The sequence below is a fragment of the Lentibacillus sp. genome (assembly GCF_035301925.1).
Taxonomy (GTDB): Bacteria; Bacillota; Bacilli; order Bacillales; family Amphibacillaceae; genus Lentibacillus.
In genome coordinates this window covers 16,161-32,493 of record NZ_DATGTI010000047.1, presented here as the reverse complement: position 1 = coordinate 32,493, position 16,333 = coordinate 16,161, and the positions used below count along the sequence as shown (strand labels likewise).

Genomic DNA, 16,333 nt, shown 5'->3' with positions numbered 1-16,333 from the left:
GATCAAAATGATAGGTGACAAGTTCGGCAGCATGCTGGAATGTTTTTTTTGTTGTGCTTGGGAATAAAAATCTTCCAGTATCACCGACAATTCCGGCATAGATCAGACGGGCAGCTTCATCATTGAATTTAAACCCTTCATTTTTTGCGGTCTGGTATAAATCATAAATCATTTCACTTGTCGAACTTGCGGCTGTGTCCACCCATTTCACGTCACCATAATCATCCACAACAGGATGGTGATCGATTTTAATCAGTTTATCTCCCAAATCGTAACGCTCATCACTGATACGGGCAGTATTGGCCGTATCACAGACAATGACTAGTGCACCTTTATATTTATGATCATCAACCACATCCATACTTGCCAGAAAATCCAATGACGGATCCTCTTCACCGACAATATACACATTTTTATGCGGGAAAGACGCTACAATCATCTCTTTTAAACCCGCCTGGGAACCGTATGCATCAGAATCAGGACGGACATGACGGTGGATGATGATGGTATCGTATTCTTTTATTGATTGAATGATAGACTGTATGCTCATCGTATTCTCCTATCCCTGTCACATTTTTTTACTTTATTTTATACCAAAAACAAGCTACAATAAAGTGAAACTTCATTCAGCGGGCGTTTTTCCCGCTGAAGCAGAGGTACAAAGGCTAAATGCGCAACGTCCTGTTGCAACGCCTTTGTGACCTGCGTCCTGCAGGCCCGAACAGAATCGGGCATTTAGGGTCAGTTATCCGCCGTTCTTTGGCGGGTTACTGACCATTACATGCGGGGAAAAGTGAAACTTCATTCAGCGGGCGTTTTTTCCCGTCGAAGCAGAGGTACAAAGGCTAAATGCGCAACGTCCTGTTGCAACGCCTTTGTGACCTGCGTCCTGCAGGCCCGAACAGAATCGACCTTTACGATCAGTTAACCTCCAACCTGGCTTCTTGGTTATGGCGTATTGAAGCAGGGGGCTTGCGACGCACAAGACGTGCCAGTACCGACAATGAGAAAGGACACCGCGTTTATTACCGGCCTACTCTTAAGGCGAATTAACGAAGACTGTTGATGTAGGAGTAGATGACATGATTATTTTTCCAATTATTATTGTACTTTCACTTGTTTTTTGGGTTTATTACAAAGTTGCCATCCTAAAAAGTGATGATGGTCTGACTCAAGCTTATTTTAACGCAAAATCCCGTTTCTATCTCGGAAGTTTTATCTTCTTTTTCGGAATTAATCAATATATATTTTATCAAACACGCATCTCATTATTTGTTGGGATTGTTTTCCTGCTTTTAGGCGGGCTGTACTTATATGTTGGTTTTAAAGAAGCAAAACATTACCGGCGTGAATGGAAACGATTGAATGCATAGCCACACTGAAGTCAGATGCCAGAGGTCGGACTGGATGGAATCGGCGATGTTGCCGATTCCTTTATTTTAGCGGTCGATCAGTTGGGCCATCAGGAGACCTTTTCCAACCATTTTCTTATCGTTGAAGACTTGGATATCCACTTTGGCGTAAATGCGGCCGGCTTCCAGTATTTTTGGTTTGATAACCAGCTTGCTGTCGATTTGTACTGGTTTCAAAAAGTACACCGTTAGATTCTCCACGACAAGATCACCTTTTTTATAATGGCGCAGAACCCGGCTGCTCGCTTCAGTCATTAGCGCTGTAAATACACCATTGGAAAGTGTTCCAAGCTGATTTGTCATTTGTGGTGTCACATATGCATGAAAAGCTGTCTGCTCCTCTTCTGCCGGAAGCAGATTACGCGCAACAATATCATCAATTGTTTCACCAATTTGCGGCTGACGCTGAATCTGCTGCAGAGCTTTCAAGACATCCTGACGTGATACAACGCCTTTAAGCCTGTTTGAAGGATCAACTACCGGAACAAGCTCGATACCTTCCCAAACCATCATATGGGCGACAGATGCAAGGGACGTCTTCTCCTGAGCTGTGATCGGATTTTTCGTCATTATTCTTTCAATTGGCGTATTTCTGTCTTTTCCGATCATATCCTTTGATGTTATGATGCCTGCCACACGCTCTTTTGCATCAACAACCGGATATCTTGTGTGTGAAAATCTCTCGTTCAACTCATACCAGCGTTCAAGCTTATCCTTTGTATATAAATACAATGATTCATCATATGGTGTATAAATATCCCCGATAAACACAATTTCCTTTTTAATCAGCTGGTCGTATATCGCCCTGTTGATCATCGCTGCAACCGTAAACGTATCATAGCTTGTCGACATGACGGGCAACTGTTTTTCATCCGCCAGCTGTTTTATATCATCATTTGTATCAAATCCGCCTGTAATTAAAACGGCAGCACCCTCAATTAATGCCAGTTCATGTGCCTTCACCCGATTACCCACGATCAACAGTGAACCTGCTTCGGTATAGCGCATCATGGCATCGAGCTGCATTGCACCGATGACAAATTTATTCAATGTTTTATGCAGTCCCTTGCGGCCACCCAATACTTGTCCATCCACAATTTTGATAACTTCTGCAAACGTCAGACGTTCAAAATTTTCTTTCTTTTTCCGTTCAATCCGAATTGTACCCACACGCTCAATCGTGCTGACAATTCCCTGGTTTTCAGCTTCTTTAATCGCCCGGTAAGCGGTGCCTTCACTGACATTCATCGTTTTCGCAATCTGTCTGACGGAAATTTTATGACCGATTTCTAATGATAAAATATGCTGCAAAATTTGTTCATGTTTGGTCGCCATCCGGTTCACCGACTTTCAACTGTACTAATACTCATACTTACCATATATTATACAGTTGATACACTGAAACCTCAACGGTTAAGCTTGTTGACGTGATCTTGTCCTATCCTGTTCCATAACTGGAGGTTCTGTCATTTGCAAAAGTGTTGCAAAATTTGCTCCGACCACGAGTATCAAAAAACCAAGCCATGCACCCCAAAAAAGAACAGCTTCCGGTGTGACGGCAGTCGGAATGACAGGCCAGGCAATATAAAGGAAAAAGCCCGACGAAAGCAAACGTAAAATGGCATAATGCTGCAAACCAATCTCCTCCTTTTGGTGTTAATCTATGATGAAAACAGGAGATACAGAACTCACGATGAGAAACCCTTCACTTATTGACATCAAATCATTAAAATACCAGCTTAACAAAACATCCCCTTGAAAATAAGTTGTTACTGCTGCCAAAACAATATAAGGGCCGAACGGGACAGGCTGTTTCCGGTCGATTATTTTCAGTAAAAGCAATACAAGTCCGATTACAGCACCGATCATAGAGGAAAGAAATAAAGTCAGCAACGTTTTTTCAACCCCCAATATAATGCCTAAAAGACCAAACAGCTTCATGTCCCCCGCCCCCATACCACCGCGACTCACGAGAATGATCAATGCGATAATCAGCACCCCGGCAAGTGCCCCGGCAATAGAAGACCACCACGGATCAAGCGGGTCAATGATCCGTATGATCACAAATAATGTCAGAAAGAAGAGCATGATTTTATTTGGAATAAGCATGTATGTCATGTCCGAAACGAATATGATAACCAGCATTGACATTAACAACAATGCGGTCACCAACTCCAGGTTGAGACCCGCATCGGCATAACTGAATGCAAATAAGACACCGGTTAAGAGCTCGACAATTGGATATATGGGGGATATCTTTCTTTTACAGTGTCTGCATTTGCCACGCTGCAGTATATAAGATACGACGGGCATAAGTTCATACCATGCCAGCAGATGTCTGCATTGCGGACAAACGGATCGGTCGTTGGCGAAGGGCTGATTTTGGGGTACACGTAATCCGATGACATTGAAGAAAGAACCGAAGATTAAACCAAGAAGAAAAAATAGCATGATTAGAAGATCATTCATAACTGTGCTCCTTGTTTTAAATATTAATAAAATGAAAAGTGTAGGTTTCACGTAGTCTAGATTATAGATTTCATGGTTTATAGTGCAGGATTTCATTGAAGCTAAAAACGTGAGCACGATCGCTCACGTTTATTCACCTTCTTATAAATCCACTGAATCTCCTATTTTCATTGCCAGTCCTTTCCCTGTTTTAACCTTGGATGCAAAAGCCTCCGGATCCTGCTCAATCACCGGGAATGTATTGTAATGGATCGGAACGACTGTCTTGGCGTTGATCCAGTCCGATGCAATTAACGCATCATCAGGTCCCATTGTGAAATTATCACCAATTGGGACAAACGCAATGTCAATATCATTCATATCGCCGATCAGCTTCAGATCGCTGAACAACCCGGTATCGCCGACATGATAAATCGTCTTGCCGTCGATTGTCAGCAAAATCCCGCCCGGCATTCCAGTATAAATAATGGTACCATCTTCTTCGGTAAAGGATGAGCCATGAAATGCTTGGGTGTATTTCACTTTACCAAAGTCAAATTCATGTGCCCCGCCAATGTGCATATTGTGTGTATTGAGCCCTTTATTGCCCAGATAATCCGCAAGTTCGTTTGGGGCAACAACAAGTGCATCATTCCGCTTGGCAATTTCTTCAGTGTCCCCGACATGGTCGTTGTGCCCATGTGTCAGCAGAATAGCATCTGTTTCAACAGAGCCTGCATCAAGATCACATTTTTCATTTCCGGAAATAAACGGATCGATTAAAATCTTGTGACTGTCAGTTTCAACCCGAACGACAGAATGGCCATGATAAGATACTTTCATGAATATCGCTCCTTTTGCTAAATAGTCTGCACTGTATATATTCAATAGAGACGCTGCAAATTCCTTTTCCCGTTTTAACTTTTATTTATGCATCATGTGTCAATTTTGTCAGCAAAAGAAAGGATTCGATTATGCTTTCCCCAGTTTCTTTTTAAGCTCTTTCAGTTCATCGTCAACTTCACTCTGATCATTGTTCAATTTGTCAAATTCCTCATCAAGTGACCGTGTTTCGTATGATAAATCATCGCTCGTATCGGCTTCCGCCTCATACTGCAGCACCTTTTCCTCCATGCGTTCGAACCCTTTTTTAGATTCATCACTGCTGATTGTTGACATGGTCCGGTTCATTTTTGCTTTGGTTTTAGCCGATTCCGCCCGTGCCTGAAGCGAATCTTTCTTCAATTTCATCTGCTTGTATTCTTTTTTCATTTCATCCAATTTTGTCCGTAACTCCTGACTATCCTTACTTGCCTGCTCCCATGACGTCTGCAGTAATTCAGCCTGTTTCTCCTGTTCCGCTTTATCTTCGAGTGCACGTTTGGCCAAATCATCATCACCTGCTTCAACAGCCTGTTCAGCCTGCTTTTGCCGTTTTTCTACTTTAGCCTGCGCGTCATCCGCTTTTCGTTTCAGCATTTTCTCATTCGCTATTTGTTTGGCAACAGCTGATTCGACTTCCCGGATGTCGCTTTCCATATCTCTTATAAACTGATCGAGCATTTTCACCGGATCTTCCGCTTTGTCAAGCATCGCATTCAACTCGGAGCTGACGACAGTCGATACGCGTTTGAAAAATTTAAACATACAGATAGCCTCCTCGTTTTAATTTTATTCCAAAAGTTATCCGTCATTTTGTATGATCACTATCTCATACGATATTACCCAGGAAAAGTTTCAATCATGGAACGATTTTTTTTGCATTTGATTTGTTATAATGGGGTCAATCATTATTAATAGGAGTGCTTACAATGACTGAAAGACTTACCACACTTCATAATGAACTCAAGGCTAACAATCTGGACAGTATACTTGTGACTTCAAGTGCCAACGTTTACTATTTAAGCAACCATTATACTGATCCGCACGAGCGGGTTATCGCTGTCTATGTCAGCAGGTTTCATGATCCATTACTGATTATTCCAGCACTGGAGAAAGAAGATGCAAAAAGTGCCGGTTGGGAATATGACATGATTGCATACAGTGACAGCGAAAATCCTTGGGGACTGTTTCAGCAATTTTTGAAACAGAACGACAGTTTCCCGGTATCCACGGCTGTTGAGCAAAACCATCTGACAATGGAGCGATTTCATCAGATCAAATCAGTGCTTCCGGATACCACATTCAGCAATGCACAGGAAATACTGGCCAATTTAAGAGTGATTAAAAGCAAACAAGAGCGCGACCTCCTTAAAACGGCTGCTGAACTTGCTGATTTTGGGATCGAAACAGGTATCCGATCGATAAATGAAGGTGTCAGCGAACTGGAAATCATTGCACAAATTGAATATGAACTGAAGAAACAAGGCGTGCAGCAAATGTCTTTTTCAACGATGGCCCTGTCCGGTGCCAAGACGGCATCACCACATGGAACACCTTCCATGAAGAAGATTGAAAAAGGTGACCTTGTACTTTTTGACCTTGGGGTCGTTTTTGAAGGATACTGCTCCGATATTACCCGGACAGTTGCTTATCAATCAATAAGCCCTGAACAGAAAACGATATATCACACTGTCCTGGAAGCAGAAACAAAAGCAATCAGCGCTTCCAAACAAGGAACAGCAGTGGGCGAAATTGATTCAGCAGCACGCAAACATATTGAGCAGGCTGGTTATGGTGACTTTTTTCTACATCGTGTCGGTCATGGACTGGGGATTGAGACGCACGAATACCCGTCGATGCATGGTCAAAACCGGCTTCCGCTTCAAACCGGTATGTGCTATACCATTGAACCAGGGATTTATGTGCCGGGTCAGGGTGGCGTACGAATTGAAGATATGATTTTCATAACAGATGAAGGTGCTGAAACATTGACCAAATCGCCGAAAGAACTGCAAATTGTCGATTGATATACGGCGGGATATTTAGCCCACCGTTACCAAGGGCTGAATGGTGGGTAAAAACAAATTGTATGTTGTATGATATTGACTGATATGATAGTTATCGATCAAATCGTGCGGATATCAACCTAATTTGAATTTTATCAACCGAATTCAGCGCATATCAACCAAACTACAAAAGCGGCCCTGAAAAACTAGGGACCGCTTTTTCTTCCCCTATATAGGGGCAGTAACCCGCCAAAGAACGGCGGATAACTGACCCTAAATGCCCGATTCTGTTCAACTACCATTCAGCGGGAAAAACGCCCGCTGAATGAAGTTTCACTTTATTTATTCAGCAGTGTATGCACATCATCATAGCGTAGATCATGGGCTTCAGCAACTGCTTTTAACGTGACATATCCGTCCAAAGTGTTGATTCCTTTAAGCAATGCTTCATTATCAAGACATGCCTGCTTGTAACCCTTATTGGCCAATTGCAGGGCGTATGGCACTGTAACGTTTGTCAGACCGATTGTTGCAGTTCGCGGTACTGCACCAGGAATATTCGGAACGGCATAATGTACCACACCATGCTTTTTATATGTCGGATCATCGTGTGACGTAATCCGGTCACCCGTTTCGACAATCCCTCCCTGGTCAATGGCAACATCAACAATGACCGAATCCTCTGGCATAGCTTTGACCATTTCTTCTGTTACCAAAGTAGGCGCCTTGGCTCCAGGGATCAAAACAGCACCAATCACAAGATCAGACTCCGCAACAGCATCAGCTATATTTTTGGGGTTCGACATCAGCGTGTTGATATCCGAACCAAACATGTCATCAAGCTCACGCATGCGTTCCGGATCCAAGTCGATAACAGTCACATCAGCACCAAGTCCCATGGCAATTCGGGCAGCATTTGTCCCGACGCCGCCCCCGCCGATGACGGTTACTTTTCCGCGCTTAACACCCGGGATCCCGGAAAGCAGAATACCTTTTCCATCCTTAGTTTTCTCCAGGAATTGTGCACCAATTTGAGCAGCCATGCGGCCTGCAACTTCACTCATCGGTGTCAATAGCGGCAGTGAACCATTTCCGAGCTGTACAGTTTCGTAGGCAATGCCGACTACTTTTTTATCGATCAGTGCTTTTGTCAACTCCGGCTCCGCTGCTAAATGCAGAAACGTTAAAAGAATTTGGCCTTCATAAAAATAATCGTATTCTTCAGGCAGCGGTTCTTTTACTTTCATAACCATTTCGTTTGACCAGGCTTCTTCCGCGGTTTTAACGATTACCGCCCCCTCATCAGCATAAGCCTCATCGGTAAAGCCAGATCCCAGTCCCGCACCGGTCTCCACAAAAACCTCGTGCCCTGCATTTTTTAATGTGACGACGCCAGCTGGTGTCATGGCAACCCGGTTTTCATTATTCTTGATTTCCTTTGGTACACCAATTCGCAATGCAAATACCCCCTTCTGAATATTATGCAAATAAAATGATTTGAAAACACTTTCATTATAACAAATTCCTATATAAAATACTAAAACATTACCGATACCGGTTAATAACATCGATGCCGCCTGTAATTTCAAAAACAGATCCTGTAATCATATCGGAATCACGATCACATAAATACAAAATCGCCCGTGCAATATCCTCCCCTGTACCAGGTCTCCCGATTGGTGTCTTGTCATCATGCACTTGTCGGCTGTCCGCGATTCCGGCTTCCTTCATGTCACCGACGATATTGCCCGGACACACCATATTGGATGTTATTTGATATTCGGCTTCTTCAAAAGCGATCGTTTTCGTCAGCGATACCAACCCGCTTTTCGCTGCTGCAAAGGCAGAACGATACAGCCATCCCGAAGCACTATTTGCTCCCTGAAACCCATAATTGACAATTCTGCCAAAACGCTGCTGTCGCATATAAGGGACTGTCAGTTTCAGCAAATAAAATACCGCATTAAGGTTGCCGTTGATCATTTCATCCCACTCATCATCAGAGTAGTCAAGCAATTTTTTTCGTTCAAATACAAAAGGGCCGGCATTGTTGATTAAATAGTCAATGCCTCCTTGATATTCCACTGCACGATTCACCAAATTGTTCAGATCCTCTTTTTTCGTAACGTCTGCTTGTTCAATATGTAATAAATGGCTGTATGATGCAAGCTCTTCCCGAACCTCACGAGCCTTTTGAGAGTTACTGTAATATGTTGTTGTGACACGATGCCCGGCTTCCAGAAATTTTTGAACCACTTGCCTGCCCAGGCCGGATGTACCGGCTGTTATCAATGCATGTCCCATCAACTGTACCTCCTTATCTGATCATCATAGGTAGCGTACTGCTCATTATATGGGAGATTATAACATAAATAATCGTGTTAAGCAGAAAAACAATCCACCCTTTAAGGATGGATTGGCGCTTTAATTTTTCTGGTTGTTATACGTGTGGATGCTTCGATTATTGGAAAGCTTCTCTTTATCTTCAATGACACCACTCTGGTAGCTGTCGAATAATTGGTTCCTTACTGTCGATATACCCTTTTTGTCTTCAAATAACTTTTTTGGCTTTACCAAGTTCATCACCTCCAACTTTAGTATGTTCACAATAACGCTACAATAAAGGATTTTTTATTTCCAGTTTTGGTAAATATGGTTGTCATTAATATAAAAAGGGTATTAATATAATAAGGAGGGGATAACAATGAATTCTGAATATAGACACATTGTCGCAGCCGTTGACGGTTCGGAAGCTTCCGAAAAAGCTTTCCGCAAAGCACTGGATATTGTCAAACGGAATGATGCCCGTTTGATATTGGCTCACGTTGTTGATTCAAGGACATTTGCAACAGCAGAAGCTTACGATCGGACACTCGCAGAACGTGCAGAAGAATACGCGAAAGAACTTGTGGATAGTTACGTGGAAAATGCTAAAGCGGCCGGGATAACCAATTTGGCAAGATGTGTGGAGTATGGGTCACCAAAAGTGAAGATTGCCAAAGATATCGCAGGGAATTTCGGAGCAGATTTGATTGTGTGTGGTGCAACTGGCATGGGAGCCGTTGAACGATTCCTGATTGGCAGTGTATCTGAAAGCATTACAAGATATGCCAGCTGTGATGTGCTTGTTGTCCGCTGAAAAATTTAGTTGTCAGGCCTAATCTCCTGGTTGCTCCCCTGCACATGTTTAAAAAATGTTCTAACATGAGTGCTGCTGTCGCGCGAATTGACGCTATCGTCGCGCGATTTTTATGTTTACAGCGCGTATGTAGCTGCTGACATCCACTCCTTCTGTACACGACATAGTCTTCCTTCAAGCGATTAGGTACGGATATCGCGTATCCCGAACAAATACCGGCAGCACTACTAGAGGTTGTTCCAAATTCCGGTAAAATGACACGTCGGGGTAGAGGGCCTTCGACTAAATACCGACACGTCCTGTGTCGAACGTCGAAGTCACCACAAACAAGAGAAGCCCGCTCCTTGGAAAAGAAGAACGCTTTTCCTGCGTGCGAAGTGAATTCGATGAAGCTTTTCTTGTGCTCGAAACTGCACCGCCTCAAACTTCTCGGTCCTTTTTATCCTCCTTTTGAACACGCACTACTAATCATTTTTTCCTCAATTCATTCACAACATGATTTAATTCCGGAACAATCAGTTTGTTCATGGCCAATTTCACAGCCCCCGACGAACCGGGTGTTGCAAAAATAGCCGTCCTCCCGATCACACCCGCAATTGCGCGTGACAAAGCAGCTGCCGAACCAATGTCTTCCTGATAGCTGAGCACTCGGAATATCTCACCAAATCCGCTCATTTCCTTGTCAAGCATCGGCTGTATCGTTTCAATGGTCACATCCCGATTGGCAATACCTGTGCCGCCATTCGTTAAGATAATATCAACATTGGCGTTTTCGCATCCGTTTGTTACGGAATCACGAATGGCATGCATTTGATCCGGAACAATGGTCTTTTCAGCGACAACATGCCCCGCTTCCTCCAGTAAAGCAGCCATCAAATTCCCGCTTTTGTCAGATTCCTCAGTTCTTGTATCACTGATTGTTATGATCATGCAATTGATTGATTCTTTCCCCTGTTTATGCTGATGAACAGACAAAGCAATCCCCCCTAATCATTCGTCAGCCTTACTGTGTCCCGTGCGATAACAATTTCCTCATCCGTTGGTATCACCATGACCTTTACCGGGGAGTGCGGATAGTTAATGAATGCCTCTTTCCCACGGATTTGATTGCGGGATGGATCCCAATAGACACCCATAAATTCCAGGCCGGTCAGCACTTTTTCCCGGATCAGGCTACTGTTCTCACCGACACCTGCTGTAAAAATGATTGCATCAACGCCCGACATTCTGGCAGCATAAGATCCCAAATATTTGTGAATGCGTGCTGCGAAAATATCCAATGCCAATTCAGCGCGTTCACTCTCATCAGCCTGCTGCTCGATATCGCGCAAGTCACTTGAAAATCCAGACAGCCCAAGCATCCCGCTTTCTTTGTTTAGAATATTGACGACCTCATTAACGTCTTTTCCAGTTTTTTTCATAATATACGGAATGAGCGCCGGATCGATATTTCCCGATCTCGTCCCCATTGTCACACCGGCTAAAGGCGTAAAGCCCATCGATGTGTCAATCGATTTTCCTTTGTCAATCGCAGTGATACTGGCACCATTCCCCAAATGGCAGGAAATTAGCCGCAGCTGTTCAACCGGAAGCCCCATCAATTTGGCTGCCCGTTCGGAAACATACTTATGCGATGTGCCGTGAAAACCATATTTTCGAATACCATATTTCTCATAATACGTATATGGCAAACTGTATAAATATGACTTCTCCGGCATTGTTTGATGAAAAGCTGTATCAAACACGGCAACCATGGGAACATCCGGCAAAATTTCCCGGAAAGCATGAATCCCGGTCAAATTTGCCGGATTGTGAAGCGGCGCCAGTTCCGATACTTCCTCAATCGTCTTAATAACCTCATCCGTTATGACAACCGAATCACTGAACTTTTCACCACCATGGACAACACGATGTCCAACTGCTTTGATTTCTTCCATCGATCGAATGACACCGGATGATTTCAGTTTTTCCAGGAGTTGCTTTACAGCTGCTTCATGATCCGGAATATTCATCACTGATTTATCTTTGTCACCATTAACGTCGATTGTAAAAACCGAATCGAAAAGACCGATCCGTTCAACAACCCCTTTTGCCAAAACGTCTTCCTCAGGCATGCGAATCAGCTGAAACTTCAATGAAGAACTCCCGGCATTGATTGCCAGAACATTGGACAATGTCATGAACCTCCTTCATGTATCTACTTATTCATATTAACCTTGAACCAATTGTTCATCTGTGCCAAAATATCGTTCATGGCTTTTGTATTTTTAAATGAAGGAACTTGAACAAGCAGCGGTTGTTTGAGAGCGGTCGTTTCCGGTCCTTTCTTTTGCAGCATCATAATGCTCTTTCGGTTTATAGTTGATTTGAATACTGTTTCCGGAAGCTGCAGCACACCTATCATATGGGCATTTTCCTGAAGGTAGGCATGCAATTTATCAGACTGGTCACTGTCGAAAAGAAACTCTGGAATGACAAAAATCAAATAACCACCGGGTTTAGTATAATTAATGCTCTGTTCAATAAATAGATGATGGGCATAGGAATGGCCCTCATCCGCTTTTAATTCATAGCCGCCCGCCCGGATATCATCAGGATAATAACCAACCGGCAGATCGCTGACAACCAGATCAACCGGATCCATCAAAAATGGGCGTAAACTGTCCTGATGGAAAAACTCAATTTCTTTTTGCTGCAGATTAGCACTCATGACGGCAAGCTTTATCAGGGTCGGATCAACTTCTCCAGCAGCAACATACTCAAGTTTGTCCAACTGTTCAATCACAGTCGTTAAAAGATTTCCCGTTCCACCAGCCGGGTCAAACACCCGAAGATCGCCTTCACCTTTTGTAACCTTTTCAGCCAAATAACCGACAAACATTGCCACAGTTTCAGGGGTCATTAAATGCTGTTGCTGCGTGGCACCCTTCATCCCTTTTAAGGTAGCCAGCTGAACAGCCTTTCGAATTTCCACGACATCATAAGACACTACATCAGGTATCGTTTGCAGTTTTTGCATTAAACCATCATCCACGCCCTCAGGCAGTTCCTGGTAAAAGATTGTCTCCAGAGCAATCGTCAAACTTTCCAAATACGTTTCATTCATGGATTGCTGTAAAATTTCCGTTAAATAATCAATGTCCTCAAACAATCGTTCCACGTTCGACGTTTCCATGTTACAAATCCTCCGATCCATTGTCTCACAAAGCGTATTTATTGTATCAAATGACCAGCGGATTCTAAAACAAAAAGCCCCCCTGCTAAATTCCATAGCAGGAGAGACGTAGATGCTTATTCTGCTTTTTTTGCAGCTTCCAACGCACTTTCATAATCGGGATGGTTGGTAGCTTCACTGACATACTCGACGTATGTGACGGTATCACTTGAATCAACCACAAATACTGCCCGTGCCAGGAGTCGGAGTTCTTTAATCAGCACACCGTATTTTTCACCGAAGTCCGCATCCCGATGATCTGATAATGTATCCAGGTTTTTAACGCCATTCGCAGCACACCAGCGTCCCTGAGCAAACGGCAAATCCATGCTGATAGTTAGTACGTGTACGTTGTCAAGCTTGTCTGCCTCTTCATTAAAACGTTTCGTCTCCTCTGAACAAACGCTTGTATCGACCGATGGTACTGCCGCTATCAATCTTACCTTCCCTTTATAGTCACTGAGAGAGACTTCCTGGAGGTCATTTGACAAAACTGTAAAGTCCGGAGCCTTATCACCGACCGAGATTTCATTGCCCAACAGTGTGACCGGATCCTGGTTAAAAGTGACATTTGCCATTTGAATCATTCCTTCCTATAAATATTAGCCTATATTGTTATTATGAATGGAATGACCATGTATGTCCACTGTTAGAGATACCGAAATACGTGAAAACTTTGTGAATTATATATCAAAATCCTGGTCAAATTGATCATCAAATTGCTGTGATTTCCGCTGGCGCCTTTGACCCTGCTGCGGCTGTTCTTCTTGTTGAGACTGTTCCGCTTGCTCTTCCCTCTGCTGTTTCTCTTTCTTCTGCTTATTCTGATCTTCTTTGCTGCGATGTTCACCAGATTGCTGCTTCACCTTATCCGGCAGCCCTGATTCCTTCAGCAGCTGCTGAATTTTTTCCACCGCTTTAGGTGCAAAGTCCATCATTTTTTCATATATGTGTGTGCTCTCGTCAAGGTGAATCATTTTAATACCTTTTGGATTAACAATCAAAAATGCAACAGGTGTCACAGATACACCCCCGCCGCTGCCGCCGCCAAATGGCATTGCATTTTGTCCGCCTGAATCCCCGGAACTGCTTCCATTGAATTCACTCCCACCAGCAGCGAATCCAAATCCCAGTCTCGATACTGGAATGATCACACTGCCATCCACCGGTGATTCAATAGGGTCGCCGATGATTGTATTGACCTCAGTCATATCCTTCAAATTTTCCATTGCCGTTGTCATTAAGCCCTGTATTGGATGTTCATCCATGATAATCCTCCTTCTTAGATGGTAGCTTCTCGTTTTACAGAATATTTTCGTATGATTTTCAGTAATGCATAAATAGCTTGCCCTGTCCTGATGGATATCATGCAATCAAAAGTCGATTGAATCCGTTTTTGGTTATAAAGGGGTGTTACCATAATCGATGGTTTACAAAGAAAATGACTTTTTGCTGATAATACGCCCGTCACCGCACCAATTGCACTCCATATTCCGCCGGCAGCCATACCTGTCGTATGCGCTTTACCGGTGCCGATTTCCATTTTCCATGAAAAGTCATGAAACCGCAGCCGTTCTAAGATGAGTGATACAGCCTCATGAAAGTCTCTTGTTTTCTGGACAAAATTTTGGCTGCTCTTATGTAAAAGCGATAAAATTTCCTGAAATGATCTCTCATGGTCCGGTTCTTCTTCAGCTAAATCAATTGATCTTTCCAGCACCCTGAGCCGATAAAAGTAACAGACAATTTGAATGACTTGTTCTTCCTGGCTTAACGTAATGGAGCTGAACACTTTAATGCGTGAATATAAAACCACAATAAAAAAGACGAGAAAAAATATCAGAATGCCAATAACCATTAACTCACCCCAATTGCTCAACATTAAAGACAAATGCTTATATTTTATTCCAGCACAACCTTCGTCCGGGTGCCTTCTTTGATATTATAATGCCGCAATTTCCTTATTTTACACATGACTGGGATAAATTTTGGTTGAGTGATAGAATAAAATTAACAGATAAATGGAGGGGATTCTCATATGCCGACTCGGAATAATCTGTATTTTTACTATACTAGCGACCCTGATCTTGATTATAAATTAAAACCATTGTTTACATTGGCAAAAGACAACAATTTTCAAGTTGTGGATGATCCGAACGATGCGAATATTATCGTAAGTGTTGGCGGTGATGGTACGTTCCTTCAAGCTGTCCGTCAAACAGGCTTTCGTCAGGATTGTTTATATACAGGCATCACGCGCTCAAATGAATCAGGGTTATATTGTGATTTCAATATGGATAACTTTGATGAGATGCTGCATACAATACAGCACGAAACGATGGAAGTGCGCCGTTTTCCGACCATCAACGTTCAAGTGAACGGTGAATCAACGTTCCACTGCCTGAATGAAGTCAGTATCCGCTCAAACATCATTAAATCCATCGCTGTCGATGTTCACATTGATGATATGCTTTTTGAAACATTCCGCGGTGATGGTCTGATTGTGGCAACACCTACCGGGAGTACAGGTTATAATAAATCGACACAAGGAGCTGTCATCGATCCTAAAATACCGTGTTTCCAAGTGTCTGAAATAGCATCGCTTAACAATAACCGCTACCGCACGCTTGGCTCGTCGTTTGTTTTGAATAAAAATCGTACGTTAACATTGGACATTATTCAGGATGGGAATGATTATCCGATTATCGGACTTGACAACGAAGCTTATTCAATCCGGAATATTCAAAGCCTGACCGTCAACTTGAGCGATAATGTTGTCAAAACAGTGAAATTGAAAAATAATTCGTATTGGGACAGAGTAAAACGTACATTTTTGTAGAGTGAAAATTTGACGGAAGTCTGAGGTCAAACCAGTTCTTCCCACACGATTACCGCAGCAATATATAAAAAGGGCTATCCCCGGAAGGATAACCCTTTAGCCATCATTATACTGTTGTTACTGTGGCAAATTGCCGCCAAACTGTTGTTGCGCTGTCGCAACCAGACGTTTTGTGATTTCCCCGCCTACAGATCCGTTGGCACGGGAAGTCGTATCAGCACCAAGTTGTACACCAAACTCCTGTGCAATTTCAGTCTTCATTTGGTTTAAAGCCTGTTCTGCACCAGGGACTACCAGTTGATTTGAACTGTTGTTGCTTGGCATATTCAATCACCTCCTTGGTACCCTTATGTTGTGTACCATCTGGAGGATTTAAAACTGGTAGTTGTTGTA

20 protein-coding genes are annotated in these 16,333 nt (G+C 43.1%); 4 read left to right on the top strand and 16 right to left on the bottom strand.

The genetic code is table 11. The features are described from left to right. The coding region (locus VK080_RS04260; protein ID WP_324223523.1) for a bifunctional oligoribonuclease/PAP phosphatase NrnA at positions 1-550 on the bottom strand (550 nt) is incomplete at its 3' end. A 532-nt stretch (positions 551-1,082) separates the two neighbouring features. On the opposite strand from VK080_RS04260, the gene VK080_RS04255 reads away from it, so the two are divergent. Beyond that, entirely contained in the window at positions 1,083-1,373 is a 291-nt protein-coding gene (locus VK080_RS04255; RefSeq protein ID WP_324223522.1) for a YtpI family protein, read from the top strand. A gap of 66 nt (positions 1,374-1,439) precedes the next feature. On the opposite strand, the gene VK080_RS04250 is transcribed toward VK080_RS04255, so the two are convergent. The 5 genes from VK080_RS04250 to VK080_RS04230 all read right to left on the bottom strand — a co-directional run bounded on the left by VK080_RS04250 (position 1,440) and on the right by VK080_RS04230 (position 5,507). Beyond that, the gene (locus VK080_RS04250) at positions 1,440-2,747 is read right to left on the bottom strand and encodes a DRTGG domain-containing protein (RefSeq protein ID WP_324223521.1); all 1,308 of its coding nucleotides are present in this window, start codon (positions 2,745-2,747) and stop codon (positions 1,440-1,442) included. Positions 2,748-2,825: 78 nt separating this feature from the next. Next, positions 2,826-3,047, bottom strand: coding sequence for a hypothetical protein (locus tag VK080_RS04245; protein ID WP_324223520.1), 222 nt, complete (start codon positions 3,045-3,047; stop codon positions 2,826-2,828). A 21-nt stretch (positions 3,048-3,068) separates the two neighbouring features. Further along, a complete protein-coding gene (locus tag VK080_RS04240) occupies positions 3,069-3,881 on the bottom strand; it encodes a prepilin peptidase (RefSeq protein WP_324223519.1) in 813 nt (270 codons plus the stop codon). 141 nt (positions 3,882-4,022) lie between these two features. Further along, the gene (locus VK080_RS04235; protein ID WP_324223518.1) at positions 4,023-4,703 is read right to left on the bottom strand and encodes a metal-dependent hydrolase; all 681 of its coding nucleotides are present in this window, start codon (positions 4,701-4,703) and stop codon (positions 4,023-4,025) included. A 129-nt stretch (positions 4,704-4,832) separates the two neighbouring features. Then, entirely contained in the window at positions 4,833-5,507 is a 675-nt protein-coding gene (locus VK080_RS04230; protein WP_324223517.1) for a PspA/IM30 family protein, read from the bottom strand. Positions 5,508-5,671: 164 nt separating this feature from the next. Here VK080_RS04230 and VK080_RS04225 point away from each other — a divergent pair, with 164 nt between their 5' ends. Further along, positions 5,672-6,769: a Xaa-Pro peptidase family protein gene (locus VK080_RS04225; RefSeq protein ID WP_324223516.1), complete on the top strand. Its 1,098-nt coding sequence runs from the start codon at positions 5,672-5,674 to the stop codon at positions 6,767-6,769. Between the two features lie 317 nt (positions 6,770-7,086). Here the strand turns inward: VK080_RS04225 and ald are convergent, their stop codons facing one another. From ald to VK080_RS04210, 3 genes are all read right to left on the bottom strand, one after another. Then, positions 7,087-8,205 (bottom strand): alanine dehydrogenase, encoded by a 1,119-nt coding sequence (gene ald / locus VK080_RS04220; protein WP_324223515.1) that lies wholly within the window; start codon positions 8,203-8,205, stop codon positions 7,087-7,089. An 88-nt stretch (positions 8,206-8,293) separates the two neighbouring features. Further along, positions 8,294-9,052 carry an SDR family oxidoreductase gene (locus VK080_RS04215; protein ID WP_324223514.1) on the bottom strand — a complete coding sequence of 253 codons (759 nt, stop codon included), beginning with the start codon at positions 9,050-9,052 and terminating at the stop codon, positions 8,294-8,296. A gap of 120 nt (positions 9,053-9,172) precedes the next feature. Then, positions 9,173-9,325, bottom strand: a complete 153-nt coding sequence (locus tag VK080_RS04210) for a hypothetical protein (RefSeq protein ID WP_324223526.1) — start codon at positions 9,323-9,325, stop codon at positions 9,173-9,175. Positions 9,326-9,452: 127 nt separating this feature from the next. On the opposite strand from VK080_RS04210, the gene VK080_RS04205 reads away from it, so the two are divergent. Beyond that, a complete protein-coding gene (locus VK080_RS04205) occupies positions 9,453-9,887 on the top strand; it encodes a universal stress protein (protein ID WP_324223513.1) in 435 nt (144 codons plus the stop codon). A 468-nt stretch (positions 9,888-10,355) separates the two neighbouring features. Here the strand turns inward: VK080_RS04205 and VK080_RS04200 are convergent, their stop codons facing one another. The 6 genes from VK080_RS04200 to VK080_RS04175 all read right to left on the bottom strand — a co-directional run bounded on the left by VK080_RS04200 (position 10,356) and on the right by VK080_RS04175 (position 14,983). After that, entirely contained in the window at positions 10,356-10,862 is a 507-nt protein-coding gene (locus VK080_RS04200; RefSeq protein ID WP_324223512.1) for a molybdenum cofactor biosynthesis protein B, read from the bottom strand. A gap of 11 nt (positions 10,863-10,873) precedes the next feature. Further along, entirely contained in the window at positions 10,874-12,061 is a 1,188-nt protein-coding gene (locus tag VK080_RS04195; protein WP_324223525.1) for an acetate kinase, read from the bottom strand. Between the two features lie 23 nt (positions 12,062-12,084). After that, complete coding sequence (locus tag VK080_RS04190; RefSeq protein ID WP_324223511.1) at positions 12,085-13,062, bottom strand: class I SAM-dependent methyltransferase; 978 nt, start codon at positions 13,060-13,062, stop codon at positions 12,085-12,087. Between the two features lie 116 nt (positions 13,063-13,178). Continuing rightward, the gene (gene tpx / locus VK080_RS04185) at positions 13,179-13,679 is read right to left on the bottom strand and encodes a thiol peroxidase (protein ID WP_324223510.1); all 501 of its coding nucleotides are present in this window, start codon (positions 13,677-13,679) and stop codon (positions 13,179-13,181) included. A gap of 105 nt (positions 13,680-13,784) precedes the next feature. Further along, on the bottom strand, positions 13,785-14,369 hold the full coding sequence (ytfJ, locus tag VK080_RS04180) for a GerW family sporulation protein (RefSeq protein ID WP_324223509.1): 585 nt from the start codon (positions 14,367-14,369) through the stop codon (positions 13,785-13,787). Between the two features lie 14 nt (positions 14,370-14,383). Then, positions 14,384-14,983, bottom strand: coding sequence for a DUF2953 domain-containing protein (locus VK080_RS04175; RefSeq protein WP_324223508.1), 600 nt, complete (start codon positions 14,981-14,983; stop codon positions 14,384-14,386). Positions 14,984-15,139: 156 nt separating this feature from the next. Here VK080_RS04175 and VK080_RS04170 point away from each other — a divergent pair, with 156 nt between their 5' ends. After that, positions 15,140-15,940, top strand: coding sequence for an NAD kinase (locus VK080_RS04170; protein WP_324223507.1), 801 nt, complete (start codon positions 15,140-15,142; stop codon positions 15,938-15,940). Between the two features lie 117 nt (positions 15,941-16,057). Here the strand turns inward: VK080_RS04170 and VK080_RS04165 are convergent, their stop codons facing one another. Continuing rightward, positions 16,058-16,264, bottom strand: coding sequence for an alpha/beta-type small acid-soluble spore protein (locus VK080_RS04165; RefSeq protein WP_324223506.1), 207 nt, complete (start codon positions 16,262-16,264; stop codon positions 16,058-16,060). Positions 16,265-16,333: the final 69 nt, after the last annotated feature.

Excerpts from the sequence above, each read along its gene's own strand:
- VK080_RS04235 (WP_324223518.1), bottom strand. The coding sequence starts at position 4,703 with ATGAAAGTATCTTATCATGGCCATTCTGTCGTTCGGGTTGAAACTGAC.
- tpx (WP_324223510.1), bottom strand. The coding sequence starts at position 13,679 with ATGGCAAATGTCACTTTTAACCAGGATCCGGTCACACTGTTGGGCAAT.
- VK080_RS04250 (WP_324223521.1), bottom strand. The coding sequence starts at position 2,747 with ATGGCGACCAAACATGAACAAATTTTGCAGCATATTTTATCATTAGAA.
- VK080_RS04190 (WP_324223511.1), bottom strand. The coding sequence starts at position 13,062 with ATGGAAACGTCGAACGTGGAACGATTGTTTGAGGACATTGATTATTTA.
- VK080_RS04255 (WP_324223522.1), top strand. The coding sequence starts at position 1,083 with ATGATTATTTTTCCAATTATTATTGTACTTTCACTTGTTTTTTGGGTT.
- VK080_RS04240 (WP_324223519.1), bottom strand. The coding sequence starts at position 3,881 with ATGAATGATCTTCTAATCATGCTATTTTTTCTTCTTGGTTTAATCTTC.
- VK080_RS04225 (WP_324223516.1), top strand. The coding sequence starts at position 5,672 with ATGACTGAAAGACTTACCACACTTCATAATGAACTCAAGGCTAACAAT.
- VK080_RS04175 (WP_324223508.1), bottom strand. The coding sequence starts at position 14,983 with ATGTTGAGCAATTGGGGTGAGTTAATGGTTATTGGCATTCTGATATTT.
- ytfJ (WP_324223509.1), bottom strand. The coding sequence starts at position 14,369 with ATGGATGAACATCCAATACAGGGCTTAATGACAACGGCAATGGAAAAT.
- VK080_RS04215 (WP_324223514.1), bottom strand. The coding sequence starts at position 9,052 with ATGGGACATGCATTGATAACAGCCGGTACATCCGGCCTGGGCAGGCAA.
- VK080_RS04205 (WP_324223513.1), top strand. The coding sequence starts at position 9,453 with ATGAATTCTGAATATAGACACATTGTCGCAGCCGTTGACGGTTCGGAA.
- VK080_RS04230 (WP_324223517.1), bottom strand. The coding sequence starts at position 5,507 with ATGTTTAAATTTTTCAAACGCGTATCGACTGTCGTCAGCTCCGAGTTG.
- VK080_RS04170 (WP_324223507.1), top strand. The coding sequence starts at position 15,140 with ATGCCGACTCGGAATAATCTGTATTTTTACTATACTAGCGACCCTGAT.
- VK080_RS04165 (WP_324223506.1), bottom strand. The coding sequence starts at position 16,264 with ATGCCAAGCAACAACAGTTCAAATCAACTGGTAGTCCCTGGTGCAGAA.